Genomic DNA, 26,861 nt, shown 5'->3' with positions numbered 1-26,861 from the left:
CCGCTTTTGTCGCGACGCAGTCTTTTGACAAACTTAATCAGAGTTTGAATTTTCGGAATATTTGCCTTGCGCGTGGTGGGGCGCTTCTTAAGGCCGCCTTAAGCTTTCCATGCCGGATCGCGCTTCTCGAAAAACGCGGTGATTCCTTCATCCGACTCGGCGGATTCCCAGCGAGTCACCAGCGCCTCGATCGTCATGTCGATCACGCTCTCGTCGATCCGCGGCCCCAGCGACCGGACCAAGGCCTTGGCCTCGCCCACCGCGCCCGGTGCGCAGGCGAGATAGGGCTCGGCCTCGGCCATCACGGCCCGCTCCAGCATCTCCGGCAGGACAACCTTGGCCAGCAACCCCAGATCACGCGCCTCGGCGGCCTCGAAGAGTCGCGCGGACATGAAAACCCGGCGCGCCCGCGCCTCGCCCATGCGCGCGACCACGTAAGGAGAGATCGTCGCGGGCGTCAGACCCAACCGCGTCTCGGTCAGGCCGAATTTCGCACCCTCGACGCCGATGGCCACGTCACAGACCGACATCATGCCGATCCCGCCGCCGAACGCATTGCCCTGCACCGCGCCGATCACAGGTTTCGGGCACGTGTTGAGCGCCTGCAGCATCCCCGCGAGCTTGCGCGCTGCCGCCGCGCGCTCTTTCGCGCCCGCCGCGATCTGACTCTGCATCCATTTCAGATCCCCGCCCGCGCAAAAGCTGCGCCCTTCAGCGGCTAGGATCACCACGCGCACGGCGTCATCGGTGCCAAGCTGGCCTATGGCTGCGGTGATCTCTTCCATCATCTGCTCGGAGAGCGCGTTATGCTTCTCCGAACGCGCCAGCGTGAGACGCGCGATGCCACGCGCATCGGTCTCGGTCTTGATCGTGTCAAACATCGCCCTGCCCTTTCATTTTCTTCGCCATTGCGGCGGCCTCAGCCAGAACGGCCGAATCCAGCCCGGTCTCGTAGCCTAAAGCCCCGAGTCGCGCCTGCACCGCCTCCGTCGCGACATTGCCCGCCGCGCCGGGCGCATAGGGGCATCCGCCCAAACCGCCGACGCAGGCATCGAACACCCGCAAGCCCATCTCCAGCGAGGCTTCGATATTCTCCAGCGCCCGCCCGGAAGTGTCGTGAAAATGCCCGGCGAGCTTTTCCGCCGGAACTTCGTTCAGCACCGCGCGCAGCATGGCCGTCACGCTCTCGGGTGTGCCCTGCCCGATCGTGTCGCCGAGGCTGATCTCGTAGCAGCCCATGTCGCGCAGCTGCGCTGCGACGCGGGCGACATTCTCCGGCGGCGTCTTTCCGTCGAAGGGACAATCGGTGACGACGGAGATGTAGCCACGGACTTTCACATTATCGGCTTTTGCGGCCTCCATGATCGGCAAGAACCGCTCCAGACTTTCACTGATCGAACAATTGAGGTTCGCGCGCGAGAAGCCCTCGGAGGCAGAGGCGAAGATCGCCACCTCATCGGCCTTGGCCGCTTTCGCTGCCTCATAACCTTTCATGTTCGGCGTCAGCGCGGCGTAGGAAACGCCCGGTCGGCGCGCGATCCCGGCGAAGACATCTGCCGAGTCGGCCATTTGCGGCACCCATTTCGGGCTGACGAAAGACCCTACCTCGATCCGACGGAACCCGGCCCGGCTCAGGCAATCGACCAGCGCGATCTTGTCGGAAAGCGCGATCTGGCGCTTTTCGTTCTGCAGCCCGTCACGCGGGGCCATCTCGAAGATCTCGACACTCTCAGCCATGGGTTTGCTCCATCGGGGGCAGCTCGTAGAAATCCTGCGCATACATGCTCGCACCGCCCTTCTCGACCGCGCGCTGATAGGCAGGCCGCTCCTCGATCCGGTCGCGATAGGCGGAGATGTTCGGGAAGCCCTCGCGCGGCACGAAGCGGAACATCGCGTCGATATTGAACCCCATCATGCAATCGGCCGCCGAGAACGTCCCGATCATCCAATCGCGCCCGACCAGATGCGCCTCCAGCGCCTTCATCGTGACGCCAAGCCGCTTCGTCTCGAGCGCCATCATCGCGGGCGAGCGCGCCTCGGGCGGGCGCAGGAAGATGTGTTGAATGTTAAGGCTTTGCAGGATGTTGCCCTGCGTCTCCGCGAAATGCACCCATTCGAGGAAATCCGCGCGGGTGGGTTCGCCCGTGACCGGCGCAAGCCCAGCCTCGGGCCGCGTCTCGGTAAGGTATTCGACGATCGCGCCGCTCTCGAAGATCGAGCGCCCGTCGACCTCCAGCGCCGGGATGCGCCCCGCAGGCGAGAGTTCGCGAAACTCGGGACTGCGCAGCGAACCATCCGTGAGCGACCATGTCTGAAGCTCGTAGTCGAGCCCCATCTCTTCCAGCAGCCACAGCACCCGCATCGAACGCGCGCCGGGGATGTGATGCAGTCGGATCATGCCTCGTCCTCCAGCCGAATGAGCGCCGCGCCCGCTTCGACCTGCGCGCCCTCAGTCACCAGAACCTCGGCCACGACACCGTCGCGGGCTGCGCGCATCGTGTGTTCCATCTTCATCGCTTCCATGATGGCGAGCCGGTCGCCCGCCGCCACTGTATCGCCGGCCGAGACGAAAACCGCCTTCACCAGCCCCGGCATCGGCGCCAGCGTCAGATCGGAGGCGTCGGCATCAGCGCCGCGCGCCAGCGGGTCGGGGATATCGAAGCGATGCGCGCAATGCAGGAAGATGGTGATCGCGCCATCCGACTGCGCCATCCGCGCGCCGGTCTTCGCGCCGTTCACCCGCCAGCCATCCTCGGCCAGCTCGCACGCATGGGCCTCCTCACCCAGCTCGACCGTGACTTGGCCCGGCCCGTGCACTCGGATCGCGGCCTCTTCCTCGAAAGGCACGGTGCGGCGCGGCGACTGCCAGAGGCTGAAGCCGCTCGCCTCGCCGTCCCAAAGCCCGGCAGCGGCGATCACGGCCAGCGCCTTCGCGGCAACCGGCGTCTCGGTCGGGGCGGCGAGCGCGTCGATCTCGCGCCCGATCAGCCCGGTATCGACCTCGCCCCGAGCGAAACCTTCGTGCCGCGCGAGCCGCGCGAGGAAGGCAAGATTCGTCACCGTGCCCGCGACTTCCGTCTCTTCCAGCGCTCGCGCGAGTTGCCCCAGCGCGGTCGCCCGCGTCGGCCCGTGGGTGATGACCTTCGCGATCATCGGGTCGTACCACGGGCTGATCGTGTCGCCCGTACGCACCCCGGTATCAGCGCGACATCCATCGGCGAAACGCAGATGCGATAGCGTCCCCGTCGCGGGCAGGAAGCCTGCAGGCACGTCTTCGGCATAAAGACGCGCCTCGAACGCATGGCCGGTGATCGTCAGATCGCCTTGCGCGCAGGGCAGCGGCTCGCCCGAGGCCACGCGCAATTGCCATTCGACCAGATCGACGCCGGTGATCGCCTCGGTCACGGGATGCTCGACCTGCAGACGAGTGTTCATCTCCATGAACCAGAACCGATCCGGGCGCAGACCGTCCGAGCCGTCCACGATGAACTCCACCGTGCCCGCGCCCTTGTAGCCGATGGCCTCGGCGGCGCGGGTGGCCGCCTGCCCCATCGCCTCGCGCATCTCGGGCGTCATGCCCGGCGCGGGGGCTTCCTCGATCACCTTCTGGTGGCGGCGCTGGAGCGAGCAGTCGCGCTCGAACAGATGCACCGCTTTATCACCATCGCCGAATACCTGCACCTCGATATGGCGCGGCGAGCCGATGAATTTCTCGATCAGCACGGCGGGATTGCCGAAGGCGGTCTGCGCCTCTCCCTGCGCGGAAGCCAGTGCATCCGCGAAGTCGGACGGCGCCTCGACCAGCCGCATCCCCTTGCCGCCGCCGCCCGCGACCGCCTTGATCAGCACCGGGTAGCCGATCGTGTCAGCCGCGCCCGCGAGATGCTCGGGGTCCTGATTGTCGCCGTGATAGCCCGGCACGACAGGCACGCCCGCCTTTTCCATCAGCGCCTTGGCCGCGTCCTTGAGCCCCATCGCGCGGATCGCCTTGGCCGAGGGGCCGATAAAAACCAGCCCCGCCGCCTCGACGGCGTCGACGAAATCTGGGTTCTCCGAGAGGAACCCGTAGCCCGGATGGATCGCCTGCGCGCCGGTCTGTTTGGCGGCCTCGATGATCGCATCACCGCGCAGATAACTGTCTTTGGGCGCGGGGCCGCCAATGGCCACCGCCTCATCGGCCATCGCCACATGGCGCGCCTCGCTGTCGGCCTCGGAATAGACGGCTACGGTCGCCACGCCCAGTTTGCGTGCAGTCTCGATCACGCGACAGGCGATCTCCCCGCGATTGGCGATCAGGATCTTGGAAAACATGTCGGTCTCCCCTTTGAGAGCGTCGGAGGGGGCGCTGCCCCCGCTCCTGCGGAGCCCCCCGGGATATTTCGGCCAAGTCGAAGATTTGCACTTCTTCTTGGCCGAAATATCCCCGCCGGAGGCATGAAAGTTACATCCGGAACAGGCCGAAGCGGGTCGGCTCGATCGGGGCGTTCAGCGCGGCGGAGAGCGAGAGCGCCAGCACGTCGCGCGATTTGCGCGGGTCGATGATGCCGTCGTCCCAAAGCCGCGCCGAGGCGTAGAGCGGGTGCGACTGGCGCTCGAACATCTCGATGGTGGGGCGCTTGAACTCGGCCTCTTCTTCGGCCGACCACTGGCCACCCTTGCGCTCGATCCCGTCGCGTTTGACGGTGGCGAGCACGCCCGCCGCCTGTTCGCCGCCCATCACGGAGATTCGCGAGTTGGGCCAGGTCCAGAGGAAGCGCGGGGAATAGGCGCGCCCCGCCATACCGTAATTGCCCGCCCCGAAGGAGCCGCCGACCAGCATGGTGATTTTCGGCACCGAGGTGGTGGCGACGGCGGTGACCATCTTCGCGCCGTGACGCGCGATGCCTTCGTTTTCATATTTCCGCCCGACCATGAAGCCGGTGATGTTTTGCAGGAAGACCAGCGGGATCGAGCGTTGCGAGCAGAGTTCGATGAAATGCGCAGCCTTCTGGGCGGCTTCCGAGAACAGCACGCCGTTATTCGCGACGATGCCGACGGGGCAGCCTTTGACATGAGCGAAGCCGGTGACGATCGTCTCGCCGAAGCGCGGTTTGAACTCGTCGAAGCGCGATCCGTCCACGAGGCGCGCGATGACTTCGCGGATATCATAGGGGGTGCGCAGGTCTGCCGGGACCACGCCGAGGATTTCCTCGGGATCGTAGGCAGGCTCCTCGGGCGATTGCCAATTCACCGTCGAAGGTTTCGTGTAGTTGAGATTGCCGACCGCGCGGCGCGCCAGCGCCAGCGCATGGGCGTCGTCTTCGGCCAGATAATCGGCCACGCCCGAGAGCCGCGTATGCACATCGCCGCCGCCGAGGTCTTCGGCGGTGACCACCTCCCCCGTCGCCGCTTTCACCAGAGGCGGCCCGGCGAGGAAGATCGTGCCCTGCTCTTTCACGATGATCGTCACATCAGACATCGCGGGCACATAGGCACCACCTGCCGTGCAGGACCCCATCACCACCGCGATCTGGGCGATGCCCTTCGCCGACATCCGGGCCTGATTGTAGAAGATGCGCCCGAAATGGTCGCGATCGGGGAAGACCTCGTCCTGATTGGGCAGGTTCGCGCCGCCCGAGTCGACGAGGTAGATGCAGGGGAGATGGTTTTCCTCGGCGATCTCCTGTGCGCGCAGGTGCTTCTTCACCGTCAGCGGGTAATAGGTGCCGCCCTTCACGGTGGCGTCGTTGGCGACCACCATGACTTCCTGGCCCTGCACCCGGCCGATCCCGGCGATCACGCCCGCGCAAGGCGCGGCATTGCCATACATGTCATGCGCCGCCGTCGCGCCGATTTCCAGGAACGGCGAGCCGGGATCCAAGAGCCCCGCTACCCGTTCGCGCGGCGCCATCTTGCCGCGCGACAGGTGCCGCTCCAGCGCGGCGGGACCACCGCCTGCCGCCGCCTGTGCGGCAGCCTCTTCGATCTGCGACAGCGCTTCGAGATGCGCCTTGCGATTGGCCTGAAAGTCCTCCGACGAGGTCAGGGCCTGCGATACCAGTTTCATTCCATCCTCCCCAAATCGCGCAGTTCCAGCGCGCGTTGCGCCGTACGCTCGAGGTAGCATTGCGACGCCACGACCGTCCGGATCGTGCCGTCCTTCCAAATCTCGTAGAGCAGCCCGCAATCGGCGTCGCGATACTGCCCCCACGCGCTTTGCGCATCGAGAAGCATGTTGGCGAGGTCGGTGCCCCCCTGCTCGAGCAGACGGGCGCGCGCCGCCTTGTATTGCGACTTCGCGATATCGTCCCAGACCTGCGCCTCGCCCTGAAGACACGCCGAAATACCCAGAGTCGTATCGCCGCCCGGCTCATCCTGACAGGCTGCGGCCGCCTCGCCGATACAGCCGGGATGGGTGTCCTTCGCCCCGTCGAAACAGGTGCGCACCGCGTTCGGGTCAACGCTCGGTTCCTGCGCCAAGGCGGGGGACGCGAGCATCAAGCCGCCCAGCAACCATGCCAATTTCATCGCGCGTTTCCTTTTCTCAGAGCGCCCGTGAAGGCGGAGTGTCCGTGTCATGGGCGCGCCTCGCCAGCCAGCAGCCCGGCCCAACTCTGCAATTCGAGCGCATGTTCGGCGGTCTTGCGCATCAGGCAGCCCGCCTCCTCCGCCTCTGCGCCCTCGCCCTGCAGCGCGGCCCCATAGGCGCAGGCGCCATCGCGGTAGCGCGCCCAGGCAGCTTCCGCCTCGCCCAGCTGCGCGCCTTGCAATCCGGACGAAGACTTGCCCGCCGCGATCTTTGCCGCGTCGCTGGCCGCTGCCGCCCGCCGCAAGCTGTCGAGGGCCGTCGCCGCCCGGTCGGACCAGAGGGCGCGCTCGGCGTCATAGCAGGCGCGGCGGTCCTGGACGCTCGCAGCGTCACCGATGCATTGCTCCGCCGCTTTTCCGATGCAGGACGCAGGGTCGTCAGCGCCCGAAAGGCAGCTCTCCAAAGCGGCCGGATCGAAATCCGCCCCTGCCCCTTGGGCCTGCGCCGCCAAAGGCGCCGCAAGCCCGATCAGGAGGAGAGCGCCGGCGCGCATCACGCGGCTCCCATGATCTCGCGACCGATGAGCATCCGGCGGATTTCCGAGGTGCCCGCGCCGATCTCCATCAACTTCGCGTCCCGGAACAGGCGCGAGACGTTGGAGTCGTTGAGGAACCCGGCGCCGCCAAGCGCTTGCACCGCCTGATGCGCCTGCACCATCGCCTGCTCGGAGGCGTAAAGCACGGTCGCCGCAGCATCCTGACGGGTTACGGCGCCGCGATCACAGGCCTTCGCGACCTCGTAGGTGTAGGCGCGCGCGGTGTTCATAGCGACATACATATCGGCGATCTTGCCCTGCATGAGCTGGAAATTCCCGATCGGCTGGCCGAACTGCTCGCGCTCCTTGCAATAGGGCACGACCTCGTCGAGGCAGGCCATCATGATGCCGGTGCCGATGCCGGAAAGCACCACGCGCTCGTAATCGAGACCCGACATCAGAACACGCACCCCACGCCCCTCTTCGCCCAGCACATTCTCGAAGGGCACCTCGCAATCCTCGAAGAACAGCTGTGCCGTGTTCGAGCCGCGCATGCCGAGCTTGTCAAAATGCTTGGAGGTGGAGAAGCCCTTGAAATCCTTCTCGACGATGAAGGCGGTGATGCCCTTGGAGCCAGCTTCCGGGTCGGTCTTGGCATAGACCACGAGCGTGTCGGCATCGGGCCCGTTGGTGATCCAGTATTTATGGCCATTCAGGACGTAATAGCCGTTGCGCTTCTCGGCCTTTAGCTTCATGCCCACCACGTCCGAGCCCGCGCCGGATTCCGACATCGCGAGCGCGCCGACCGACTGTCCCGAGATCAGTCCGGGCAGATATTTCTTCTTCTGCTCGTCCGAACCGTTCAGCTTGATCTGGTTCACGCAGAGATTGGAATGCGCGCCGTAGCTGAGCGCGATCGAGGCCGAGGCCCGCGCGATTTCCTCGGTGGCCACGACATGAGCGAGATAGCCCATCCCGGCCCCGCCGAATTCTTCAGGCACGGTGATCCCGAGCAGGCCAAGCTCGCCCATCTCGGTCCAAAGCTCGTTCGGAAACTCATTGTCCAGATCGGTTTTGGCCGCGATCGGGGCCACGCGCTCGGACGCCCAACGGCGCACCATATCGCGCAGTGCGGCGATATCCTCGCCCAGATCGAACTCCATCGAACCTGCGAACATCGGATCTCCTCCCCCGGTTTATTGAACGCACGTTCATTTATGCGCAATTGTCGAGTCGGGTCAAGAGCCGTGGCCCCGGCCCCGGGCAAACGACGTAGCGGCACGAACCCGCGGCGCAGGGGCTGGTAAGGCGCGGCGATTGCCGCCACAAAGAGGCTTGGGACATGGAAACACGGGAGCGGAGATGGGGCAGCCACGTCATATCGTGATCGGAGCGGGCATCGTCGGCATGATGACCGCATGGGCGCTGGCGCGGCGCGGGCTGCCGGTGACGGTGATCGACCGCCTGCCCGGCCCCGCGGAGCTGTGTTCGCGCGCGAATGCCGGGATCGTCTCGATCGGCCATTCGAGCGCATGGGCGGGGCCGGATGCCTTGCCGCAGCTGCTGCGCGCGATGGCCGGGCGCAATCCCGGTGTGAAGCTGACCGCGCCGTTCGATCCGGCGCTATGGCGTTGGGGGACGCGCTTCCTGCTCAACTGCACAGGCGCCGCGCAGGCCCGGAACACCGCGCGGATGATGCGGCTGGCCGAGACCGCGCGCGCCGCCCTGCCCGAGATGGCGCAGGAGTTGGAGCTGGACGCACTTATCCGCTTCGAGGGCGGACTCTATCTTTATAATGCGACGAATGAGATCGACGCCCATGACGACGGGCGGTTGACGCGGATCGACCCGGACTGGCTGGCCGAGAACGATCCGCCGCTCGCCAGGGCTGGTTTTGCGGGCGGGTTCCTCTCGCCGATGGATGCCGCGGGCAATTGCCACGAGGTGACCCGCGCCGCCGCCAAAGCGCTTTCCGCCAAGCACGGTGTGCAGTTTCGCTACAACAGCGCGGTGACCGGGTTCAGCCATGCCCACGGCAAGATCACCGGGGTCAACCTCGCCGATGAGACGCTGCCTGCGGCGCAAGTGATCCTCGCCGCCGGGGTAGAGACGCCCGATCTGGCCCGGCCTCTGGGCTTTGCGCCGGATATCTACCCGGTGAAGGGGTATTCTGGGACATGGGAAGTGCGCGACCAGAGCCGCCTGCCCCGCCATCCCTATATCGACGAGGCCGCGATGCTGGCCGTGGCGTCTTATGGCGGGGTGTTGCGGGTGACCGCGATCGCCGAATTCGCCGGGCGCGACCGGACGCTGCGCGAGGATCGCACCAAGGTGCTGACCGATTACGTCGCCGCACGTTTCGGCGATGCGGTGAGCGATGCGCCGCCCGTTCTCTGGACCGGGCTGCGGCCCTCGACCCCGCATGGCCCGCCCTTCCTTGGCCGGGTGAAGGCTTACGACAACCTGTGGGTCAATGCGGGCCACGGGCAGTTGGGCTGGACGCTTTCGGCGGGCTGCGGCGCGCTTCTGGCCGATGCGATCACCGGTGCCGCCAACGGCCCGCGCGAGGTGTCGGCCCCGGCGCGCTGGCTGATGCCTCTGTGACGCCCGAGACAATGAAGGAGACGACATGAGCCCGAAGATCATCCCCTATGACATCGCGGAAAAGCTCGATTGGCCTGGCGCGATAGCTGCATTGCGCGCGGGCCATACGCGCCCGAAGGCGGAGTTGGGCGATACGTTTCTCGGACCCTCGGATGCGGTGCTGCTCAGCCGCGCGGCTTACATTCCGGGGCTGGGTTACGGGGTGAAATCCTTCACCGTGTGCGATGGCAACGCGCAGGCGGGGCTGCCCACGGTGCAAGGCGCGATGGTGGTGTTCGAGCCCGAGCATGGCCAGCCCACCGCGATCGTCGATTGCCCGCTGGTGACCGAGTTCAAGACGGCTGCCGATTCCGTTCTGGGCGCGCAACTTCTGGCCCGCCCGGACAGCCGCCGACTGCTGATCGCGGGCGGGGGCCGGGTCGCGCGCTCGCTGATCGCGGCCTATGCGGCGGGCTTTCCGGGGCTGACGGAGATCACGCTCTGGACGCGCCGCCCCGAGCAGGCGCAGGAGCTGGCGGCTGGGCCTGCCCCCGAGGGCGTCACGCTGCGTGCGGTGAGCGATCTGGCCGACGCGGTGGCCGAGGCCGATATCGTCAGCAGCGCCACGATGGCGCGCGCGCCGGTCCTGAAGGGCGAATGGGTAAAACCCGGCACCCATGTCGATCTGATCGGGGCCTACAAGGCCGATATGCGCGAGGCCGACGATGCGCTGATCTCGACGGCGAGTCTCTTTGTCGACAGTCGCGACACCACATTGGGCCATATTGGCGAACTGCTGATCCCGATCCGCGAAGGGGTGATCGCGCCCGAGGCGGTGAAGGCCGATCTCTACGACCTGATCGGCGGCGCGCGCGGGCGGGAAAGCGCCGAGGAGATCACGCTCTACAAGAACGGCGGTGGCGCGCATCTCGACCTGATGATCGCCGACTGGATCTCGCGCGCAGGCTGAGTGTCAGCGCTCCACCTCTTCAAACCTCGGCCTCTTCGCGCAGGATGCGCGCGATCTGGGCGGCATCGTCCGTCGAGAAAGTCAGCGGCAGGCGCAGGTCAAGCAGCGTCGCCAGCACCGCATCGGTGCGCGGCAGGTTCTGCGCTTCTGCGTAGCGCCAGCTGTCATGGCGCGAGGTGAAGCCCGCAGGCTCATCCGCGCCGAACCATTTCAGCTCAACCCCGCGGGCCGCAGCCCGGGCGACGAAATCCAGCATCTCGGGGGCGGAGCGCCCCGGCAGGCGGAACTGGAAGGACGAGCCGACATAGCTCTCGGCCTCGGGGCGTTCGATCAGCGCGATACCCTCGGCGCCGACGAGCCCGGCCTCGATCTCACGGTACAGCGCGCTCCAGCGCGCCACCCGATCCGCCAACGTCGGCAACTGCGGGCGCAGGATCGCGGCGCGCAGATTGTCCATTCGGCCCGAGACATTGGGCGTGTCGTATTTCAGCCCCTCGAACACCTCCGGCCTCGGCGCGGCGCGGTGCCGCTCATAGAGCATGTAGCTGCCCGACAGCAGGATCATCCGCGCCGCCAGTTCCGCGTCGTCGGTTACGATCAGACCGCCCTCGCCCGAATTCATGTGCTTGTAGGTCTGGGTCGAATAGCACCCGATCGCGCCATGCCGCCCCGAGGGGACACCGCCCCAAGCCGCCCCCATCGTATGGGCGCAATCCTCGATCACCGTCAGATCATGGGTGCGCGCGATCTCCATCAGCGCATCCATGTCGCAGATATGGCCGCGCATATGGGAAAGCATCAGCACTCGGGCCTGCGGGGCTTTCGCCGCCAGATCGTCAAGATCGATGGTCAGCTGGTCGGTGACCTCCACCAGCACGGGCTTGCCGCCGACCGCCGCGATGGCGCCGGGCACGGGCGCAAGCGTGAAGGCATTGGTCAGCACCGGATCGCCCGGACCGACGCCCACGGCGCGCAGTGCACAGCCCAAGGCATAGCCGCCCGAGGCCACCGCGAGGCAATAGGGCGCACCGGTCAGCCCTGCGAATTCCTCCTCCAGCAACGCCACCTCGCCCGGTTCATCCGGCACCGTATTGTAGCGATGCAGACGTCCCGAGCGCATCACCTCGACGGCACGTTCGATCGCCTCCTCCGGGATCGGCTCCTGCTGGGTGAAATTGCCGTTGAAGACCTCGGACATCACTCGACCTTTCTTGCACGCACGAACAGCGCCAACGCCGCCAGCAGGATTACGGAGGCCACGTAAAAGGCCATGTCCGGCGTGCGGATCGGGGCGTTCTCGGCGAGGAATATCCCGAACACTTGGGTGAAGAACAAGGTGCCCGCCAGCATCGCGAGGTTCATCAGCGCGGAAATGCCACCCTGCAGGGCGCCCTGCGCATCCTCGGGCACCGCGTTGGACATCAGCGAGGCGATCATCGGATGCACCAGCCCCTCGATCCCGGTGATCAGCAGGACGATTAAAACCATCGCCAGCGAGGTCGACAGCCCCAGCGCAATGGTCATGCCGATCCCGACGATCAGCCCGATCGCCGCCACCCGCGCCTCGCCCAGTCGGGACGCAAGCGGCCCAGCGAGCCCGCCCTGAAAGATCGCCGCGACGACGCCATAGCCTGCGAGTGTCAGCCCCACCATTCCCTCGGACCAGCCGAATTTCGCCATCCCCCAATAGGGCCAGATCGCGGGATAGACCGCCGAGGCGAACAGATAGACGCCAAGGGCAGTGCCCATAGGCAGCACGCCCGGATACCGCGCGAAGACTTTCAGCGTGCCCAGCGGATTGCAGGCGCGCCAGTTCACCGGACGGCGCAAGCCCTGCGGCAGACTTTCAGGCAGCACGATCAGGCCGTAGATCAGGTTCAGCCCCGAGAGCGCGGCGGCGACGAAGAAGGGAATGCGCGGGCCAAGCTCGCCCAGAAATCCGCCAAGCGCGGGCCCCGCGATGAAGCCGAAGCCGAAGGCCGCGCCGATCAGTCCGAAGGCGCGGGCACGCTCGGCCGGCGGGGTGATATCGGCGAGATAGGCGTTCGCGATGACGTAGGACGCGCCGCAGATGCCAGCGACGATCCGGCCCACGAAGAGCCAGAGCAGCGTCGGCGCGAAGGCGTGAAACAGGTAATCGACACCCAGTCCGCCGATCGCAAGCAAGAGGAGCGGACGCCGCCCGAAGCGATCCGAAAGGTTGCCCATCAGCGGCGCGAACAGGAATTGCGCGAGGCTGAAGGCCGCGAACATCCAGCCCCCGATCCGGCTCGCCTGCGCCAGATCGACGTGGCCCACATCCGCGATCAGCGAGGGCAGCACGGGAATGATCAGGCCGAACCCCACCATGTCGAGAAACACCGCGATCAGAACGAAGGCGGTGGCGTGAAAGCGCGAAGGACCGATGGGCGCTGCGGTCATGGCTGTTTAAGGGGCCATCCGGGGCGGCACAGCCCCGCCGCGCCCCTCATCCGAGCATCCGCGCCACGAGCGCGGGCAGATCGTCGAAATGGTCGAGCATCGCCTCGGGCGCGAGACGCTCGATGCCACGCCCCTCGGGCCCGAAGGTCACGAGAACGCAGGGCACACCGACGGCACGAGCGGTCTCGCGATCGGTATTGGTGTCGCCCACCAGCAGAGAGGTCTCGACCTTACCACCCGCACCCTCGACGGCGGCGAGATATGGGTCGGGTGAAGGTTTGCGCAGCGGCAGCGTATCGGCACCGATCAGCGCATCGAAGAGACCGGTGACGCCGAGCCGCTCGAGCAGAACACGTGCGAGACCTTCGGGCTTGTTGGTGCAGACAGCCGTGGCAAAACCCTGATCACGCAGCGTTTTCACGGCCGCTTCAGCCCCGGGATAAAGCTGCGTATGCCGGTCGATATTCTCACCGTAATGCGCGAGTAGCGGGTAATAATCGGCCTCGACCAAGGCTGCGATCTCGCTCTCCGCCAAGCCCAGTCGGCCATAGCCCGCCTTGAGCATCGCGCGGCCACCGTGGAAGGCGATCAGCGCGTCGCCCGCGGGATCGAGAAGCGGCGCGTGGCCGCGCGCCGTGAAGCAGGCGTTGGCCGCCGCGATCAGATCGGCGGAGGTGTCGGCCAAAGTCCCGTCGAGGTCGAAAACCACCGTGCGCATTGCCCATTGCTCCTTCCGTAACACCGCGAAAGGAAGCGTGAAGACGCACCACTTGCGGCAAGCAAGCCAATGGTTAAAACGGGGCCGAGCAGAAGAAAAGGTATCTCATGGCGATTGCATTGATCACCCTCGCGGCGGGCCAGGGCACCCGAATGAACTCCGACCTGCCGAAGGTGCTGCATCAGGTGGGCCGCGCGCCGCTTGTGGCCCATGCGCTGGCCGCCGGACGGGCACTCGAACCCGAGACCGTGATCGTCGTCGCAGGTCACGGTGCCGAGAAGGTGAAGAAAGCCGTCGCAAAGATTGATCCCGAGGCACAGATCGTGCTGCAGGAAGAGCAGCTCGGCACCGGCCATGCGGTGGCGCAGGCCCTGCCTGCGCTCGACGGGTTCGACGGCCGCGTAATCGTGCTTTACGGCGACACGCCCTTCATCCGCCCCGAGACGCTGGAGCGGCTCGCGGCGTCCGAGGCAGCGGTGACCGTGCTGGGCTTCGAGGCCGCCGATCCGGGCCGATACGGGCGCTTGGTGGCGCAAGGCGACACGCTGGACCGGATCGTGGAATTCAAGGATGCCACGGATGAAGAACGCGCCATATCCCTCTGCAACTCTGGCGTTATCGCCTGTGACGCGGTGCTTCTGACCGAGCTCGTCGCGGGGCTGTCGAACGAGAACGCTTCGGGGGAATACTACCTCACCGACATCGTCGAAGCCGCACGCAAGAAAGGTCTCTCGGCCAAGGTCGTGACCTGTGATGAAGCCGAGACGCTGGGCATCAACACCCGCGCCGAACTCGCCCGCGCCGAGGCCCTCTTCCAGGAACGGATGCGCGCCGAGGCGATGGAAAACGGCGTGACCATGGTGGAGCCCGCCAGCGTCTGGTTCGCGCTCGACACCTATATCAGCCGCGATGTCGTGCTGGGACCGAATGTCGTGTTCGGCCCCGATGTCACCATCGAATCCGGTGCGGTGATCGAGGCCTTCTGCCATCTCGAAGGCTGCCACATCTCGCGTGGCGCCACCGTCGGTCCCTTCGCCCGCCTGCGCCCCGGCGCGGAGCTCGCCGAGGACGTGCACATCGGCAACTTCGTCGAGGTGAAGAACGCGATCCTCGCCGAAGGTGTGAAAGTCGGCCATCTGACCTATCTGGGCGATGCCGATATCGGTGAACATACGAATATCGGCGCGGGCACGGTGACCTGCAATTACGACGGGGTGATGAAGCATCGCACGACTATCGGCGCGAACGCCTTCATCGGCTCCGACACGATGTTGGTGGCCCCGGTGACGGTGGGCGACGGCGCGCTGACGGGCTCGGGATCGGTGATCTCGAAGGACGTCCCGGCCGAGGCGATCGCGATCGAGCGCTCCGAGCAAGTGAACCGCCCGGGCCTCGCCACGAAACTCTTTGCGAAGCTGCGCGCGGAGAAAGCGCGGCGCATGAAGAAAGATTGATAAATGTGCGGAATTATTGGCGTTCTCGGGAAGCACGAGGTTTCCCCCTGGCTCGTTGAGAGCCTCAAGCGGTTAGAATATCGCGGCTATGACAGTGCCGGGATCGCGACGGTGAACGAGGGCAAGCTGGACCGCCGCCGGGCGGTAGGCAAGCTGTGGAACCTGTCCGATCTGCTGGTGCATGAGCCGCTTCCGGGCAAGTCGGGCATCGGCCATACCCGCTGGGCAACCCATGGCGCTGCAACCGAGGGCAATGCGCATCCGCACCGCTCGGGGCCCGTCGCGGTCGTGCATAACGGCATTATCGAGAATTTCCGCGAGTTGCGGGCCGAGCTGGCCGAGGCCGGGATCACCCCGGAAACGCAGACGGACACCGAAACCGTCGCGCTGCTGACGCGGATGTTCATGGATCGCGGCATGGACGCGCGCGAGGCGGCAGTCGCGACGCTTGGCAAGCTCGAAGGGGCATTCGCCCTGCTGTGGCTGTTCGACGGCGAGGACGATCTGTTGATCGCGGCGCGCAAGGGCTCTCCGCTCGCGATCGGGCATGGCGACGGCGAGATGTTCGTGGGCTCGGACGCGATCGCGCTCGCGCCGATGACCGACCGGATCACCTATCTCGAAGAGGGCGATTACGCCTTCGTCACCCGCGCGGGTGCCGAGATTTTCGACGCCGCGGGCCGCCGCGCGAACCGTGACGAGAGCCGCATCGACCTAGGCCAGGCGCAGGTCGAGAAGGGTGGCTACAAGCACTTCATGGCGAAGGAAATCGCCGAGCAGCCCGTCGTGCTTGCTGACGCTTTGCGACATTATCTGCCCGAAACCGGGCTGAACCTGCCGGATGACTTGGACTTTTCCAACATCGACCGGATTGTCCTGATCGCCTGCGGCACGGCGCATTACGCCTGTGCGGTGGCGAAATACTGGTTCGAGGAATTTGCGCGTATCCCGGTCGAAATCGACGTGGCCTCGGAATTCCGCTACCGCGAACCGCCCTTGTCGAAGCGCAGCCTCGCCGTCTTCGTCAGCCAGTCGGGCGAGACCGCCGATACGTTGGCCGCGCTGCGCTATTGCTCCGAGCGCGTCGCGAAGACCGTGGCCGTCGTGAACGTCCCCACTTCTTCCATCGCGCGCGAAACCGACATCATGTTGCCGATCTTCGCCGGCGTTGAGGTCGGCGTGGCCTCGACCAAGGCCTTCACCGCGCAGCTTCTGGTTCTCGCAGTCATGGCGCTGAAGGCGGGTCGCGACCGCGGCGAAACGGACGCGGCGACGCTTGCCGCCCATGCCGAGACGCTACGCGCCCTGCCCGGCCTGCTCAATCAGGCGCTGGCGATTTCCGAGCCGATCTCGCATCTGGCCGAGCAACTTGCCGAGGCGCAGGACATTCTCTTCCTCGGACGCGGCGCAATGTATCCGCTGGCGCTGGAAGGCGCGCTGAAACTCAAGGAAATCAGCTACATCCATGCCGAAGGCTATGCCTCGGGCGAGCTGAAGCACGGGCCGATCGCGCTGATCGACCGCACGGTGCCGGTGATCGTGATGGCGCCCCATGACAAGCTCTTCGACAAGACCGTGTCGAACATGCAGGAGGTGATGGCGCGCCACGGGATGGTGCTGTTGATCTCCGACAGCAAAGGCATCAGCGCGGCGCAGGACGGCACTTGGGGCACGCTGCACCTTCCTGATATCGCAGAACCTTTCGCGCCGATCCTTTACGCGGTCCCGGCGCAGCTGCTCGCCTATCACACGGCGGTCGCGAAGGGCACCGACGTCGATCAGCCGCGCAACCTCGCCAAGTCGGTGACGGTCGAATGAGCCGCAAGAGGGGCAAGAAGCGCGTCGCGCGGCCGAGCGCGGCGGATTTCGCTCCGCTCGACCCGGCGGAGGACGCAAAGCTGCGCGCCGAGGCCGAAGCCTACGCGGCCTCAGATGCGGAATATGAGAGCTTCGCCGAGGAAGAAGACGCCGCCGAGCCGCTCGGCCCGCCGCCCACGCTGGAAGATGCGCTTTTCGCGCTGGAAAGCTGGGCGGATGCCGAGAAAGCCGCCGAAATGGCCGCCTATCACAAGGCGGAGCGGCGCTATTTGGGCGTGGCCGTGCCCGCGATCGAGGACATGGTCGCACTGTGGCGTGGCCAGCTCGACGTGCCGGGGCGGGTCGAACTCGCCCGTGGACTTTGGGACAGCGACATTCACGAGGCGCGGATCGCGGCGGCCAAGCTGCTGACGCAAGCGCGGCTGCGCCCTGACGACGCCGCATGGGACTTGATCGCAAGCTGGGTGCCGCAATTCGACGCTTGGGCGATTGCCGATCACGCGGCCAAAGCGGGCTCGAAACGGCTTCAGGCCGAGCCCGCGCGGCTTGACGAAGTGGCGGATTGGGTGCGCTCGGATCACATGTGGACGCGGCGCGCGGCCTTCGTCTTCACCCTGCCCTGGACCAAGCAACGCAATCCCAGGCCCGAGGACGAGGCGGTCCGCGACGAAGTTCTGGGCTGGGCCGCGCAACTGGCAGAGGATCGCGATTGGTTCATCCAGAAGGCCATCGCATGGTGGCTACGCGAGCTGAGCAAGAAAGACCCGGCGCGGGCACAGGCCTGGCTGGCCGAGCACGGCGAAAGGCTGAAGCCCTTCGCCTGCAAGGAAGCCCGTAAATACTTATGAGTACAGGAACTTGTCGTAGTCGCTGACCAGCAGGTGGCGCGGCGCTTCGTCTTCCTCGATCTCGGAGAACCGCCCGATATCTTCGCGGAAAATGTTGTCGGTGTTGTCGTCATTGACGGTCGAGACCTCGCCGATCAGAACGTCGCCGCCCTCACCCCAGAAGGCATGCCAGTCGCCGGGGCGCAGGGTCACGCTCTCGCCCGGACGCAGGATCAGAACTTCGCCGGGCTCGTAGCGGCGCGGGACACCGTCGCACATCACCTGCCCGCCCGCAGTGTCGTCAAATTTGCCATCTGCATCAGAGCCGTAGAGCTCGATCGCGAGGTTCGCACCGCCACGGTTGATGATGTCCTCGGCCTTGATGATATGGGTATGCATCGGGCTGATCTGGTCCTTGCGCGAGATCAGCAGCTTTTCGGCGTACGCCATACCGTGACCTGCCTGAAGGTCGCGCAGATCGCCGTTGCGCAGGGTGAAGAGGAACAGGCCCAGCTTGTCGAAATCGCCCTGCCCGTAATCGGTGATGTCCCAGCCCATCGCGGCTTCCACGATACGCTGCGCCTGCGGAAGGCGCGCCTTGAACTCGGCCGGGCTCCACCACGCGAAGGGCGGCAGGCGGAAGCCGAATTCCTGGATCATATCCTCGGCCGCGGCCATGATTTCGTTCACGCGCGAGCGTTTCATCTGTCTCTCCGTTTTGTCTTAGCGGCTCAGGCGACGCAGGCGGCGGGCCGTTCGCCGCGCGCCCAAGCGCGCACCGCATCGCCGAATGCCTCGAACAGAGGCCGCGAGACCGGATCTTCCGCCGCACGCCATTCGGGATGCCATTGCACCGATAGGGTAAACCCGGGGGCGTCCTTAACATAGATCGCTTCGGGAGTACCATCGGGGGCGCGCCCCTCGATCACGATCCGCGTACCGGCGGTGCAAACGCCCTGCCCGTGCAGCGTGTTGGTCTCGACCTCATCCGCGCCGAAGAGACGCGCGAACCGGCCGCCGGGTGTAAGCGTGACCATGTGACGGTTCGAGAACCCTTCCTCGAGCGTCCCCTCGGGGGGCATCCGGTGGTTCAATCGCCCGGGAAGCTCGCGGATCTCGGGGTGCAGCGTGCCGCCCATCGCGACGTTTACCTCCTGAAACCCCCGACAGATGCCAAGGAAGGGCTGCCCGTTTTCAACGCAGGCCCGCACCAGCGGCAGGGTGATCGCGTCGCGGGCGCGGTCGAAGGTGCCGTGCTTTTCCGTCGGCTCTTCGCCATATTCATGCGGATGGACGTTCGGCCGCCCGCCGGTCAGCAGGAAGCCGTCGCAGACCTCCATCAACTCCTGAACGGACACATATTCGGGATCGGCGGGGATCAGCAGCGGGATGCAATCGGAGACCTTGCTCACCGCTTCCGAGTTGAGCTGCCCGCCTTCATGGACGGGGTAGCGGTCACCTACGAGGCCTCTATTGCCGATGATGCCGACGACGGGTCTGGTCATTGAATTCTCCTTTGTCCCGAAGCTAAGGCGGCGTTCGGGCGGAGAAAAGGCGCAAAATGCGCACGAAGCCGTGCATCTGACGCACAGCCCAAGCTTGCAGCGATCTCGCGCGGATTTGCCCGTTCACGCGGCCAGATCATGGCGCAGGATCGCGGCCTCGGAGGGCTTGAGCGCGCGACGGGCGAAGGCGCCGTAGCTAAGCGGATTTTCCTCGACCTCGGGCAGCAGCGCCTCGAGTCCGGCGCGCTGGTCGCGAGCGATCATCTCGAGCCGGGTCGAGGCGGGGTGGAAACTCTCCGTCTCGAGCCCGTTCGCGGTCAGCACCTGATGGCGCTCGAACATCAGGTGGATGTAGCTCAGGCCTTTTACCATGCCCTCGAAGCGGATCTCGCCGCCATTCACCAGATCGCATGCGCGCACCAGAACCTCGTCCTCGGCGAACAGCGCCTGTGCGGCGCGGCCCCGCACCAGCATCCGGTGCTGCGGCGACACGATGAGATCGCGGTCGGGCCGCGCGATGCCGAACGCTCCGGCCGAGATGCGCACCGGGCGCAGATGCGGCATCGCATGGAGCCGCGCGCCGGAGATGTCACGCTTCCCGATCCAGCAGATCGGCTGCGCCCCGTCATCGCGGGTCATCACGCGGTCGCCCTCGCGCAAAGCTTCGACCGGGCGGCTGCCCCGGTCGGTTTCGATCAGCGTGCCGGGCGTGAAACAGATGACGCCCGCAGGTCCCTGCCGTGCCGCTTTCGGTCGCAGATCGAGGGCGCGATCAACCACCCACAGATCGCTGTCCACCGGCGGCATCCGACCGGCGAACATCAAGATGCGGGTGCCGCTTTCGGGCAGTTCGATCAGGGTGACGACATAGGCGTGATAGCCATCAGTCACGGTAAAGCTTTGATTGGGCGTCTCGATCTCGTCGGGTTCGTCGAGCGTGCGGGGACTTCCCACCGCCTCGCCCAAAAGGCGGCGCACCGCGCGGGCGGCTTTCGTGCGCCGCTCCGCCTCGCCGCGCGCATTATGCAGGATGAGCCGATCGTTTGGCCCGTCGACGCAGATCGCCTGCCCCGTCCAGCGCCAGCACGCGCCAACGGTCACGACATCCAGCGGCGGCACCGGCGTGCCGTCGACCTCTGTCTGCGCCCATGAAATGACGAAGGTGCCCTGATAGCCCGCCTTCATTGCTCTGATCCTGCCCGTATTTTTGCGAGGACTTATGTCTGCCCCCTGCTTATTGAGTGTCACGGTATCATGATGAATTTCCGATGTGAATCCCCATCCTGACGCTTGGGGCAAGCCGCATTCACCGAAACTTGCGCGCGCCCGAGCTTGCCCCGCGCCCGCGCAACTGCATCTTCCGTCGGGAAGAGCAGCCTGAGGAGACTCACGATGAAAGCTATTGCCCTGATCGCAGCCCTCGCTTGCGCCGCGATGCCATCGCTGGCCGCCGCGCAGCAGCAGCCGCTCAATGCGATTGAGATTCAGCGCGTTCACGCTCTGGTCGGAAATGTCGACCTGTCCAGCCTCACCGACCGCCAGATCGTGCAGATCAAGGACGCACTGGTTCAGAATGTCGATCGCACCGCGAAAGAGACGCTGATCCGTATGGCGCTGAAGAAGAAATGAGGAACCTGCTTATGACCATTCGACTTACCGCTTCCGCGCTTGGTTGCAGCCTGGCAGTCGCTCTTGGCCTCGGCACCGGCATTGCGCAAGCGGGCGCCGCGTCGCAACCGCCCGGCGGCCTCGGTCCGCAAGCTCCCAAACCGCAGAGCTCGAGCGGCCCCGACCCGGCCTATTTCATGCCCGCCAATCCGCATCTCAGCATGCTCGATCAGACGCGCGCCGCGAAATTCGCTAAAGGCAAGTCGCTCGAAGATATCGGCTTCACGCAAGTCGCGGCGATCGAGAACGCATTGCTGCATCCCTCGCTCGCGCAGAACCGCGAGGCGCTCATCACCAAGAGTCTCGATACCGGTCAGTGAGCAATACGGGAATTCGGGCTCTTTCCGCTCAGGCTGGGCACCGCCCGGCCTGAACGCGTTTTCGGGGAGGAGGATCGAAAGTCCGCGTCGGCCGGGCGGCCCTTCACACGGCGCAAGATGCGCGGGTTGCCCAAGAGGGTCAGCCAAGCCCGACCCTTGCTTTCAGATTTCGCCTAGTTTCCGTTTTCGTCAAGCGGCACCCGCGTAGCGCGGTGCCCTGCTACCCCGACCGTTTCGAACTGCGCAGAACGGGGCGAAATTCCCTGCAAATGCACAAAATACAAGCGCCCGGCGCATCAATCGGCACGCCGGACGCTAGAGTTTGTCAGGTCACAGGAACGATTAGGCCCATTCGCCCTTGCGGAAGACCGGGACGCGGGTGCCGTCGGGTTTGATGCCGTCGATATCAGTCTCGGGACCGCCGATCATCCAGTCGACATGGATCATCGAGCTGTTGCCGCCCTTCGCCGCGACCTCGTCCTCGCTCAGTTCGCCGCCATTGATGAAGCACTTCGAATAGCACTGCCCCATCGCGATATGGCAGGCCGCGTTCTCGTCAAAGAGCGTGTTGAAGAACAACAGCCCCGAGGCCGAGATCGGCGAGCCGTTCGGCACCAGCGCGACCTCGCCCAGACGGCGCGCGCCCTCGTCGGTGTCGATCAGCTTTTGCAGCACCGCCTCGCCGCGGCTGGCCTTCGCCTCGACCACTTTGCCGCCCTCGAAACGCATCTCTATATTCTCGATCAGGCTGCCTTGATGCGACAGCGGTTTGGTCGCGCGAACGATCCCGTCGACGCGCTCGGCATGGGGCGTGGTGAAGACCTCTTCGGTTGGGATGTTCGGGTTGCAGACGACACCGTTATTGGCCTCCGAGGCGCCGCCGCTCCATTCGTGATCGTCGGCGAGACCCACGGTCAGATCGGTGCCACCACCGGTGAAATGAAGCGCCGAGAAGCGCTGCTCGTTCAGCCAGTCGCGGCGCTTGCGCAGGGCGGCGTTATGCGCCTCCCAAGCGGCGACGGGATCGGGCTGGTCGGCGCGCGAGGCCGCGAAGATCGCGTCGGCCAGTTTGCCCACGGCCTCCTCTTCGGGCAGGTCGGGGAAGACGCGCTTGGCCCAGGCCACGGTCGGGTAGCTCACGATCGACCAGTTGATCTCGAAATTCGAGATTTTCTCCAGCGCCGGCTTGTAGGCGATGGAGTTGGCCTTGCCCGCGCGCGAGACTTTTTCCGGATCCTGTTCCGACAGCAGCATCGGGTCTTCGCCGACGATCGCCATGCGGGCCGCGCCGCCTTCGTAAGCTTTCGCCATGCCCTGATAGAGCCAATCGGGCGCACGGTCGAAGCTGGCATCCTTGGCGTTCTCGAACCGGGCCAAGGTGATCTCGCCATCGCTGAGGATCGGGGTGAAGGTGCCTGCGCCCGCGCGATAGGCTTCGGCGGCGATCCGGCGCACCAACGGCAGCGCCTCGACGGGCGCGGTCAACACCAGATCCTGACCGTCTTGCAGGTTCAGCCCCACCTGCACGGCAACCTCGGCCAGCCGGTCGAGAAGTTGCGGATCGATTGCGTCGCTTGCCATGAGAGCCTCCTGAATTGCGTTGAGCCGCAAGATAGATGGCTGGGCGGCAGGCTCAACCCCGGCGATGGGCGAACCCGAGGTCAGAGACCGAACCACGGGGCGGCATGGGACACGATCTCGTCAAGTTCACGGTAGCGCGCGGTGAAGCCCAGAGCGTCGCGCGCCCGCGACGGATCGGCCACCAGTTCCGCCGGATCGCCGGGGCGGCGCGGCGCGTCCTCGAAGGGCACCTTGCGCCCCGTCACCCGCTCGACCGAGGCGATCACCTCGCGGATCGACGCGCCCCGTCCGGTCCCTAGGTTCAGTTTCAGGCTATCTCCGCCGCCCTCCAGGTGATCGAGCGCCAGAAGATGCGCGCGGGCCAGATCGTCGACATGGATATAGTCGCGGATGCATGTGCCGTCGGGCGTCGGATAATCCGTGCCGAAGACCTTCACCGCCGGGCCCTGCCCCGAGGCCGCACGCAGCACCAGCGGGATCAGATGGGTTTCCGGGTCGTGGCGCTCGCCGATCTCGCCGCTCGGATCGGCGCCGCTCGCGTTGAAGTAGCGCAGGGCCGCGAACCGCAACCCGGTCGCGGCGGCGGCATCCTCCAGCATCCATTCGCAGATCAGCTTGCTGCGGCCATAGGGGTTGATCGGGTTTTGCGGCGTGTCCTCGGAAATCGGCAGCGTCTCGGGCGTGCCATAGGTGGCGCAGCTCGACGAGAAGACGATCTTGTCGAGCCCCACCGCCTGCATCGCGCCCAGAAGGGCGGTCATCCCACCCAGATTGACGTCGTAATAGCGGGTGGGCTCGGCCACGCTCTCACCGACATAGGCCAGCGCCGCGAAATGGATCACGGCATCGATCCGGTGGTCCTTGAGCGTCGCCCCGACCAGTTTTCGGTCGCGCAGATCGCCCTCGACCAGAGGCCCCCAGCGCACCGCATCGGCATGACCGCGCGACAGATCGTCGATCACCACAGGTTCGTGCCCCGCCTCGGCGAGCGCCTTGCAGCAATGCGACCCGATGAAGCCCGCGCCCCCGGTGACCAGAACCTTCGACGTCACTTAGGCGCCCCACCCGTCGCGCAGCATCGCCCCCACGATCTCGGGCGCGAGAACCCCGTCACGGCAGGCCATATCGCCTGGCATCTCGCCGCAGGCGCGCTCCATCGCGCGCAGCGTTCCGCGCCCGGCGAAGCCGTCGAGCGGGCCACGGTACAGCCCCTGCTTGGCGAGATGTTTCTGGATCAGATAGACCGCGAGCCTCGGATTGGCCTTGAAAAGGTCGCGTGCCTCTGCGGCGGACATCTTGGCCATGGCCGGCGCGATCTCTCCGACGAGCGGCGCGAAATCTGCGTCGTGCCGATGCATCGCTGCGCGGATGGTCATCTCGTAATTCGCCCGCTCTTCCGGCGTGAACAGATCGGCATGCGCTTCTAGGAACGTCGACGCCCCCTTGGGATCGCGCCGCACGTTGTAGGCGTTGCCATCGCGCAAGAGACCGACGAGATAGCGCGCCGCCGTGCGGTTGCCTGCTTCGGCGGCCTCACGCAGTTGCGCCACCGCCATCTTGCCATCACCGCGCATCGAGATGCCCCAGATGCGGCGTGTGGCGTCGAGCACTTCGATCCGCTCGTTTCCGGCCGCACGGGCGGCCTTGGCGTAGCCGTCGAACTTGGCCCGCGAGACCTTGCCGCTGCCGAGATAGCCATACATCGCGCCCTCGGCCAGCGTCGCATAAGCGCTGCCGATGCCCGCGGCCCCTGCGCGCTGCAACATCGTCTCAGCCGCGGCCGGATCGCGCTGCGACCACATCATCTCCTCGCCAAATTTCCACAAGCCGGTCGCGTCGCCCGCCTCCGTCGCAGTCTCGAACAGGTCGCGCGCCTTTTCGCGGTTCCGGGGCACGCCGATGCCATAGAGATAGGCTTCGCCCAGCTTGATCGCCGCATCCCGGTTTCCCGATTTCACCTGCGCCTCGAGAAGGGCCCGGCCACGGTCGGTGTCGCGCGGCAGCACCCAGCCGCCCAGCAATTGCTCGCCCAGCACGCGCGCGGCGCCAGCATCGCCGGCATCCGCGGCTTGCGACAGGAGCTCCATCGCGCGGGCGCGATCCGTCGGGACCGGACCACCCCAGAGGAGCAGCTCTCCGGCCATCCGCGCGGCCTGGGCATTACCCTCTGACGCCGCGCGTTCCAGCATCGCGAGCCCCGTCTCGGGATCGGCGGGAACCTTCGGTGTCCCCCAGATCAAATCATGAGCACGCGCCGTCGTGTCGGGCTGCGTCTCCTCTGCCTGCACCGCGCCACCTGCGACGCAGAGCACGAGGGCGAAAGCCCCCAACGTGTCGGTCCAAATCTTGCGTGACATAGGTCCTCCCTTGGCGGGGCCTACCCGCCGACCAGATAAGGCAAAGCCAGACCGGCAAGCGCGATCGAGACGCCCATCGGGAGCTTTCCCCGTGCGTAACAGCTCTTCCAACCCAAGCGAGGCCCGAGGCGCGCCGCAACTGGCGCGCTTTGCAGCCCCATCGTTAGCGCCGAGCCTGCGAAAAGCGCGACGGAAAAGGCGATCAAAAACTCCCCCATCGCCGCAGAGGGCACGAACAGCATCAGGGCCGCGAGGAATTTCACGTCCCCGCCTCCGAAGGCGCGCAGCACGAAGAAGACGTAGCCAACCGCGAAAGTGATCGCTGCCGCGGCCAGCCGCAGGCTCAGCTCGTGCAGAGCCAGGAACGGCGCGCAGAGCGCAAAGAAGCCCAGCGTAATGAGCACGATCCTGTTCGGGATGCGCATCTCGCGCAGATCGCTGAGCGCAACCCAGATCAACACCGGGGCCAGCGCCGCCAGCGGCAGGAGTTGCGCAGTCATGCGACCCGTCCGGATTTCGCGCCGCCGAGCTCGAACGGCAGTCCGGAGACAAGCTGGAAGGTCAATTCCGCCAAGTTGCGCGCGCCGGTCTTGGAATAGAGATTGCTTAGATGGGTGCGCAGGGTGGATTCCTTGATCCCCAGCTCCGCAAGCATCTGATCGGGCGACTGGCCATGGCGCAGCAGCAGGCAGACGCGATATTCCGACCGGCTCAGGCGTGCCGGGTTATCCGCGCTCAGGATCGGCGAGCCGATGAGCGGCGCGGCCTGCTTGGCGGCCGATTTCAGCAAGCTCTCGGTGAACATGCCTCGCGCGCGGTTGTGCCAGGTGCGGCTAAGCGTATCGCCGAGCGTCGTCAGCACAGCCTGCTGATACTGGCGCAACTTCTCGGTGAAATGCAGCTCCAGCGTATCGACCCAGCGATCGCTGATCTCGAGCGGGATGACCACCATCTCGATCAGGTTGCGACGGGCGAGCGCCGAGGCGACCGCAGGCGGCACGTCCTCGTCCTGCATCGAGCGATACCAAGTCGAGCCCTTCTTCGCCTTGTCCAGGTAATCGCCCAGCAGATCGCCCGCGAAGCTTTGCTCCAAGGGGATCCGGCAACCCGATCTCGCCCTGTCATGAACCAGCGCCCGCGCCGGTGCGCCCGCATCTCGCGGATAGCGCGCCAATATGATGGCCTCGGCCCCGATACTGTCGGTCAGATATCTCAATGCCATGCGGAGCGGGTTCGTCCCGTGCAGACACTCACACCACTGTGCAACGGCCCCAATCATGCCCGCTTCGATAGCGCGCTCCTGCCCGGGCGGTGCCCCGGCTGTTCCATAGTCTCGCATGGTCCCCACCATCCCCAGAAACTATTATATGTGGCCCCTTTTCTTAGCGTGACAGCGCGTGGGCCATCTCTAAGCGTAACTCCTAAATGGGTTAATTCCTAAGCTAGCCATTTGGACTATATCCACAGAACCCAGGAATGTATCCACAGGCAACCGATACACCCAAAGGTTGCAATTTCGGCATTTAGGTCGATATTTCGTCCGTAAAAATTGCCCGTAAACAATACCTTGGGAAAAGTGCCGATTTGGAAACGATT

General features: G+C 65.7%; 26 protein-coding genes. 7 read left to right on the top strand and 19 right to left on the bottom strand.

The window, feature by feature from the left end:
• Positions 1 to 98: 98 nt before the first annotated feature.
• The 8 genes from BMG03_RS08195 to BMG03_RS08160 all read right to left on the bottom strand — a co-directional run bounded on the left by BMG03_RS08195 (position 99) and on the right by BMG03_RS08160 (position 8,221).
• Positions 99 to 881 carry a crotonase/enoyl-CoA hydratase family protein gene (locus tag BMG03_RS08195; protein WP_075774470.1) on the bottom strand — a complete coding sequence of 261 codons (783 nt, stop codon included), beginning with the start codon at positions 879 to 881 and terminating at the stop codon, positions 99 to 101.
• Positions 874 to 1,737 (bottom strand): hydroxymethylglutaryl-CoA lyase, encoded by an 864-nt coding sequence (locus tag BMG03_RS08190; protein WP_075774469.1) that lies wholly within the window; start codon positions 1,735 to 1,737, stop codon positions 874 to 876. Before BMG03_RS08190 ends, BMG03_RS08195 begins: the two co-directional genes overlap by 8 nt.
• Positions 1,730 to 2,398 (bottom strand): glutathione S-transferase family protein, encoded by a 669-nt coding sequence (locus tag BMG03_RS08185; RefSeq protein WP_075774468.1) that lies wholly within the window; start codon positions 2,396 to 2,398, stop codon positions 1,730 to 1,732. Before BMG03_RS08185 ends, BMG03_RS08190 begins: the two co-directional genes overlap by 8 nt.
• Positions 2,395 to 4,311 carry an acetyl-CoA carboxylase biotin carboxylase subunit gene (locus BMG03_RS08180; RefSeq protein ID WP_075774467.1) on the bottom strand — a complete coding sequence of 639 codons (1,917 nt, stop codon included), beginning with the start codon at positions 4,309 to 4,311 and terminating at the stop codon, positions 2,395 to 2,397. The genes BMG03_RS08185 and BMG03_RS08180 overlap by 4 nt, the downstream gene beginning before the upstream one ends.
• Before the next feature lie 130 nt (positions 4,312 to 4,441).
• The gene (locus BMG03_RS08175) at positions 4,442 to 6,046 is read right to left on the bottom strand and encodes a carboxyl transferase domain-containing protein (protein WP_075774466.1); all 1,605 of its coding nucleotides are present in this window, start codon (positions 6,044 to 6,046) and stop codon (positions 4,442 to 4,444) included.
• On the bottom strand, positions 6,043 to 6,507 hold the full coding sequence (locus BMG03_RS08170) for a lysozyme inhibitor LprI family protein (protein ID WP_075774465.1): 465 nt from the start codon (positions 6,505 to 6,507) through the stop codon (positions 6,043 to 6,045). The genes BMG03_RS08175 and BMG03_RS08170 overlap by 4 nt, the downstream gene beginning before the upstream one ends.
• A 47-nt stretch (positions 6,508 to 6,554) precedes the next feature.
• Positions 6,555 to 7,061: a lysozyme inhibitor LprI family protein gene (locus BMG03_RS08165; RefSeq protein WP_075774464.1), complete on the bottom strand. Its 507-nt coding sequence runs from the start codon at positions 7,059 to 7,061 to the stop codon at positions 6,555 to 6,557.
• Entirely contained in the window at positions 7,061 to 8,221 is a 1,161-nt protein-coding gene (locus tag BMG03_RS08160) for an isovaleryl-CoA dehydrogenase (RefSeq protein ID WP_075774463.1), read from the bottom strand. Before BMG03_RS08160 ends, BMG03_RS08165 begins: the two co-directional genes overlap by 1 nt.
• 184 nt (positions 8,222 to 8,405) lie before the next feature.
• Between BMG03_RS08160 and BMG03_RS08155 the strand changes: the two genes are divergently transcribed.
• A complete protein-coding gene (locus BMG03_RS08155) occupies positions 8,406 to 9,647 on the top strand; it encodes an FAD-dependent oxidoreductase (RefSeq protein ID WP_075774462.1) in 1,242 nt (413 codons plus the stop codon).
• Between the two features lie 25 nt (positions 9,648 to 9,672).
• Positions 9,673 to 10,596 carry an ornithine cyclodeaminase family protein gene (locus BMG03_RS08150; RefSeq protein ID WP_075774461.1) on the top strand — a complete coding sequence of 308 codons (924 nt, stop codon included), beginning with the start codon at positions 9,673 to 9,675 and terminating at the stop codon, positions 10,594 to 10,596.
• A 19-nt stretch (positions 10,597 to 10,615) separates the two neighbouring features.
• Here the strand turns inward: BMG03_RS08150 and BMG03_RS08145 are convergent, their stop codons facing one another.
• Genes BMG03_RS08145 through BMG03_RS08135 form a run of 3 tightly spaced genes read right to left on the bottom strand, consistent with a single transcriptional unit; the run spans position 10,616 to position 13,735 of the window.
• Entirely contained in the window at positions 10,616 to 11,794 is a 1,179-nt protein-coding gene (locus BMG03_RS08145) for a DegT/DnrJ/EryC1/StrS family aminotransferase (RefSeq protein ID WP_075774460.1), read from the bottom strand.
• A complete protein-coding gene (locus BMG03_RS08140; protein WP_075774459.1) occupies positions 11,794 to 13,017 on the bottom strand; it encodes a TCR/Tet family MFS transporter in 1,224 nt (407 codons plus the stop codon). The genes BMG03_RS08145 and BMG03_RS08140 overlap by 1 nt, the downstream gene beginning before the upstream one ends.
• A gap of 46 nt (positions 13,018 to 13,063) precedes the next feature.
• Entirely contained in the window at positions 13,064 to 13,735 is a 672-nt protein-coding gene (locus BMG03_RS08135; RefSeq protein ID WP_075774458.1) for an HAD-IA family hydrolase, read from the bottom strand.
• Positions 13,736 to 13,842: 107 nt separating this feature from the next.
• On the opposite strand from BMG03_RS08135, the gene glmU reads away from it, so the two are divergent.
• From glmU to BMG03_RS08120, 3 genes are read left to right on the top strand one after another with little or no spacing between them, the layout of a single operon-like run.
• A complete protein-coding gene (gene glmU, locus BMG03_RS08130) occupies positions 13,843 to 15,189 on the top strand; it encodes a bifunctional UDP-N-acetylglucosamine diphosphorylase/glucosamine-1-phosphate N-acetyltransferase GlmU (RefSeq protein ID WP_075774457.1) in 1,347 nt (448 codons plus the stop codon).
• A 3-nt stretch (positions 15,190 to 15,192) separates the two neighbouring features.
• Positions 15,193 to 17,007, top strand: coding sequence for a glutamine--fructose-6-phosphate transaminase (isomerizing) (glmS, locus tag BMG03_RS08125; RefSeq protein ID WP_075774456.1), 1,815 nt, complete (start codon positions 15,193 to 15,195; stop codon positions 17,005 to 17,007).
• The gene (locus tag BMG03_RS08120) at positions 17,004 to 17,855 is read left to right on the top strand and encodes a DNA alkylation repair protein (RefSeq protein WP_077701178.1); all 852 of its coding nucleotides are present in this window, start codon (positions 17,004 to 17,006) and stop codon (positions 17,853 to 17,855) included. Before glmS ends, BMG03_RS08120 begins: the two co-directional genes overlap by 4 nt.
• Here the strand turns inward: BMG03_RS08120 and BMG03_RS08115 are convergent.
• From BMG03_RS08115 to BMG03_RS08105, 3 genes are all read right to left on the bottom strand, one after another.
• Complete coding sequence (locus BMG03_RS08115; protein WP_075774455.1) at positions 17,850 to 18,539, bottom strand: D-lyxose/D-mannose family sugar isomerase; 690 nt, start codon at positions 18,537 to 18,539, stop codon at positions 17,850 to 17,852. The two genes, BMG03_RS08120 and BMG03_RS08115, sit on opposite strands and share 6 nt — an antisense overlap.
• A 26-nt stretch (positions 18,540 to 18,565) precedes the next feature.
• Entirely contained in the window at positions 18,566 to 19,339 is a 774-nt protein-coding gene (locus BMG03_RS08110) for a gamma-glutamyl-gamma-aminobutyrate hydrolase family protein (RefSeq protein WP_075774454.1), read from the bottom strand.
• Between the two features lie 123 nt (positions 19,340 to 19,462).
• Positions 19,463 to 20,524 carry a Hint domain-containing protein gene (locus BMG03_RS08105; protein ID WP_075774453.1) on the bottom strand — a complete coding sequence of 354 codons (1,062 nt, stop codon included), beginning with the start codon at positions 20,522 to 20,524 and terminating at the stop codon, positions 19,463 to 19,465.
• A 207-nt stretch (positions 20,525 to 20,731) separates the two neighbouring features.
• Here BMG03_RS08105 and BMG03_RS08100 point away from each other — a divergent pair, with 207 nt between their 5' ends.
• Complete coding sequence (locus BMG03_RS08100) at positions 20,732 to 20,968, top strand: hypothetical protein (RefSeq protein WP_075774452.1); 237 nt, start codon at positions 20,732 to 20,734, stop codon at positions 20,966 to 20,968.
• A gap of 11 nt (positions 20,969 to 20,979) precedes the next feature.
• Complete coding sequence (locus BMG03_RS08095) at positions 20,980 to 21,327, top strand: hypothetical protein (protein ID WP_075774451.1); 348 nt, start codon at positions 20,980 to 20,982, stop codon at positions 21,325 to 21,327.
• A gap of 342 nt (positions 21,328 to 21,669) precedes the next feature.
• Here the strand turns inward: BMG03_RS08095 and BMG03_RS08090 are convergent, their stop codons facing one another.
• From BMG03_RS08090 to BMG03_RS08070, 5 genes are all read right to left on the bottom strand, one after another.
• Entirely contained in the window at positions 21,670 to 22,908 is a 1,239-nt protein-coding gene (locus BMG03_RS08090; RefSeq protein WP_075774450.1) for an aminopeptidase, read from the bottom strand.
• An 80-nt stretch (positions 22,909 to 22,988) separates the two neighbouring features.
• Positions 22,989 to 23,960, bottom strand: coding sequence for a UDP-glucose 4-epimerase GalE (gene galE, locus BMG03_RS08085; protein WP_075774449.1), 972 nt, complete (start codon positions 23,958 to 23,960; stop codon positions 22,989 to 22,991).
• Positions 23,961 to 25,265 (bottom strand): SEL1-like repeat protein, encoded by a 1,305-nt coding sequence (locus tag BMG03_RS08080; RefSeq protein WP_075774448.1) that lies wholly within the window; start codon positions 25,263 to 25,265, stop codon positions 23,961 to 23,963.
• A 20-nt stretch (positions 25,266 to 25,285) separates the two neighbouring features.
• Positions 25,286 to 25,765, bottom strand: a complete 480-nt coding sequence (locus BMG03_RS08075; RefSeq protein ID WP_075774447.1) for an A24 family peptidase — start codon at positions 25,763 to 25,765, stop codon at positions 25,286 to 25,288.
• Positions 25,762 to 26,487, bottom strand: a complete 726-nt coding sequence (locus tag BMG03_RS08070; RefSeq protein ID WP_157771571.1) for a helix-turn-helix transcriptional regulator — start codon at positions 26,485 to 26,487, stop codon at positions 25,762 to 25,764. Before BMG03_RS08070 ends, BMG03_RS08075 begins: the two co-directional genes overlap by 4 nt.
• Between the last annotated feature and the right edge of the window lie 374 nt (positions 26,488 to 26,861).

Source organism: Thioclava nitratireducens, assembly GCF_001940525.2.
GTDB lineage: Bacteria > Pseudomonadota > Alphaproteobacteria > Rhodobacterales > Rhodobacteraceae > Thioclava > Thioclava nitratireducens.
This window is presented reverse-complemented; position numbering and strand designations above follow the sequence as displayed.

Excerpts from the sequence above, each read along its gene's own strand:
- BMG03_RS08180 (WP_075774467.1), bottom strand. The coding sequence starts at position 4,311 with ATGTTTTCCAAGATCCTGATCGCCAATCGCGGGGAGATCGCCTGTCGC.
- BMG03_RS08110 (WP_075774454.1), bottom strand. The coding sequence starts at position 19,339 with ATGACCAGACCCGTCGTCGGCATCATCGGCAATAGAGGCCTCGTAGGT.
- glmS (WP_075774456.1), top strand. The coding sequence starts at position 15,193 with ATGTGCGGAATTATTGGCGTTCTCGGGAAGCACGAGGTTTCCCCCTGG.
- BMG03_RS08175 (WP_075774466.1), bottom strand. The coding sequence starts at position 6,046 with ATGAAACTGGTATCGCAGGCCCTGACCTCGTCGGAGGACTTTCAGGCC.
- BMG03_RS08120 (WP_077701178.1), top strand. The coding sequence starts at position 17,004 with ATGAGCCGCAAGAGGGGCAAGAAGCGCGTCGCGCGGCCGAGCGCGGCG.
- BMG03_RS08070 (WP_157771571.1), bottom strand. The coding sequence starts at position 26,487 with ATGGCATTGAGATATCTGACCGACAGTATCGGGGCCGAGGCCATCATA.
- BMG03_RS08140 (WP_075774459.1), bottom strand. The coding sequence starts at position 13,017 with ATGACCGCAGCGCCCATCGGTCCTTCGCGCTTTCACGCCACCGCCTTC.
- BMG03_RS08135 (WP_075774458.1), bottom strand. The coding sequence starts at position 13,735 with ATGCGCACGGTGGTTTTCGACCTCGACGGGACTTTGGCCGACACCTCC.
- BMG03_RS08115 (WP_075774455.1), bottom strand. The coding sequence starts at position 18,539 with ATGAAACGCTCGCGCGTGAACGAAATCATGGCCGCGGCCGAGGATATG.
- BMG03_RS08145 (WP_075774460.1), bottom strand. The coding sequence starts at position 11,794 with ATGTCCGAGGTCTTCAACGGCAATTTCACCCAGCAGGAGCCGATCCCG.
- BMG03_RS08165 (WP_075774464.1), bottom strand. The coding sequence starts at position 7,061 with ATGCGCGCCGGCGCTCTCCTCCTGATCGGGCTTGCGGCGCCTTTGGCG.
- BMG03_RS08100 (WP_075774452.1), top strand. The coding sequence starts at position 20,732 with ATGAAAGCTATTGCCCTGATCGCAGCCCTCGCTTGCGCCGCGATGCCA.
- BMG03_RS08095 (WP_075774451.1), top strand. The coding sequence starts at position 20,980 with ATGACCATTCGACTTACCGCTTCCGCGCTTGGTTGCAGCCTGGCAGTC.
- BMG03_RS08155 (WP_075774462.1), top strand. The coding sequence starts at position 8,406 with ATGGGGCAGCCACGTCATATCGTGATCGGAGCGGGCATCGTCGGCATG.
- BMG03_RS08075 (WP_075774447.1), bottom strand. The coding sequence starts at position 25,765 with ATGACTGCGCAACTCCTGCCGCTGGCGGCGCTGGCCCCGGTGTTGATC.
- BMG03_RS08195 (WP_075774470.1), bottom strand. The coding sequence starts at position 881 with ATGTTTGACACGATCAAGACCGAGACCGATGCGCGTGGCATCGCGCGT.
- BMG03_RS08185 (WP_075774468.1), bottom strand. The coding sequence starts at position 2,398 with ATGATCCGACTGCATCACATCCCCGGCGCGCGTTCGATGCGGGTGCTG.
- BMG03_RS08170 (WP_075774465.1), bottom strand. The coding sequence starts at position 6,507 with ATGAAATTGGCATGGTTGCTGGGCGGCTTGATGCTCGCGTCCCCCGCC.
- glmU (WP_075774457.1), top strand. The coding sequence starts at position 13,843 with ATGGCGATTGCATTGATCACCCTCGCGGCGGGCCAGGGCACCCGAATG.
- BMG03_RS08105 (WP_075774453.1), bottom strand. The coding sequence starts at position 20,524 with ATGAAGGCGGGCTATCAGGGCACCTTCGTCATTTCATGGGCGCAGACA.
- BMG03_RS08080 (WP_075774448.1), bottom strand. The coding sequence starts at position 25,265 with ATGTCACGCAAGATTTGGACCGACACGTTGGGGGCTTTCGCCCTCGTG.
- BMG03_RS08150 (WP_075774461.1), top strand. The coding sequence starts at position 9,673 with ATGAGCCCGAAGATCATCCCCTATGACATCGCGGAAAAGCTCGATTGG.
- BMG03_RS08090 (WP_075774450.1), bottom strand. The coding sequence starts at position 22,908 with ATGGCAAGCGACGCAATCGATCCGCAACTTCTCGACCGGCTGGCCGAG.
- BMG03_RS08160 (WP_075774463.1), bottom strand. The coding sequence starts at position 8,221 with ATGTTCGCAGGTTCGATGGAGTTCGATCTGGGCGAGGATATCGCCGCA.
- BMG03_RS08190 (WP_075774469.1), bottom strand. The coding sequence starts at position 1,737 with ATGGCTGAGAGTGTCGAGATCTTCGAGATGGCCCCGCGTGACGGGCTG.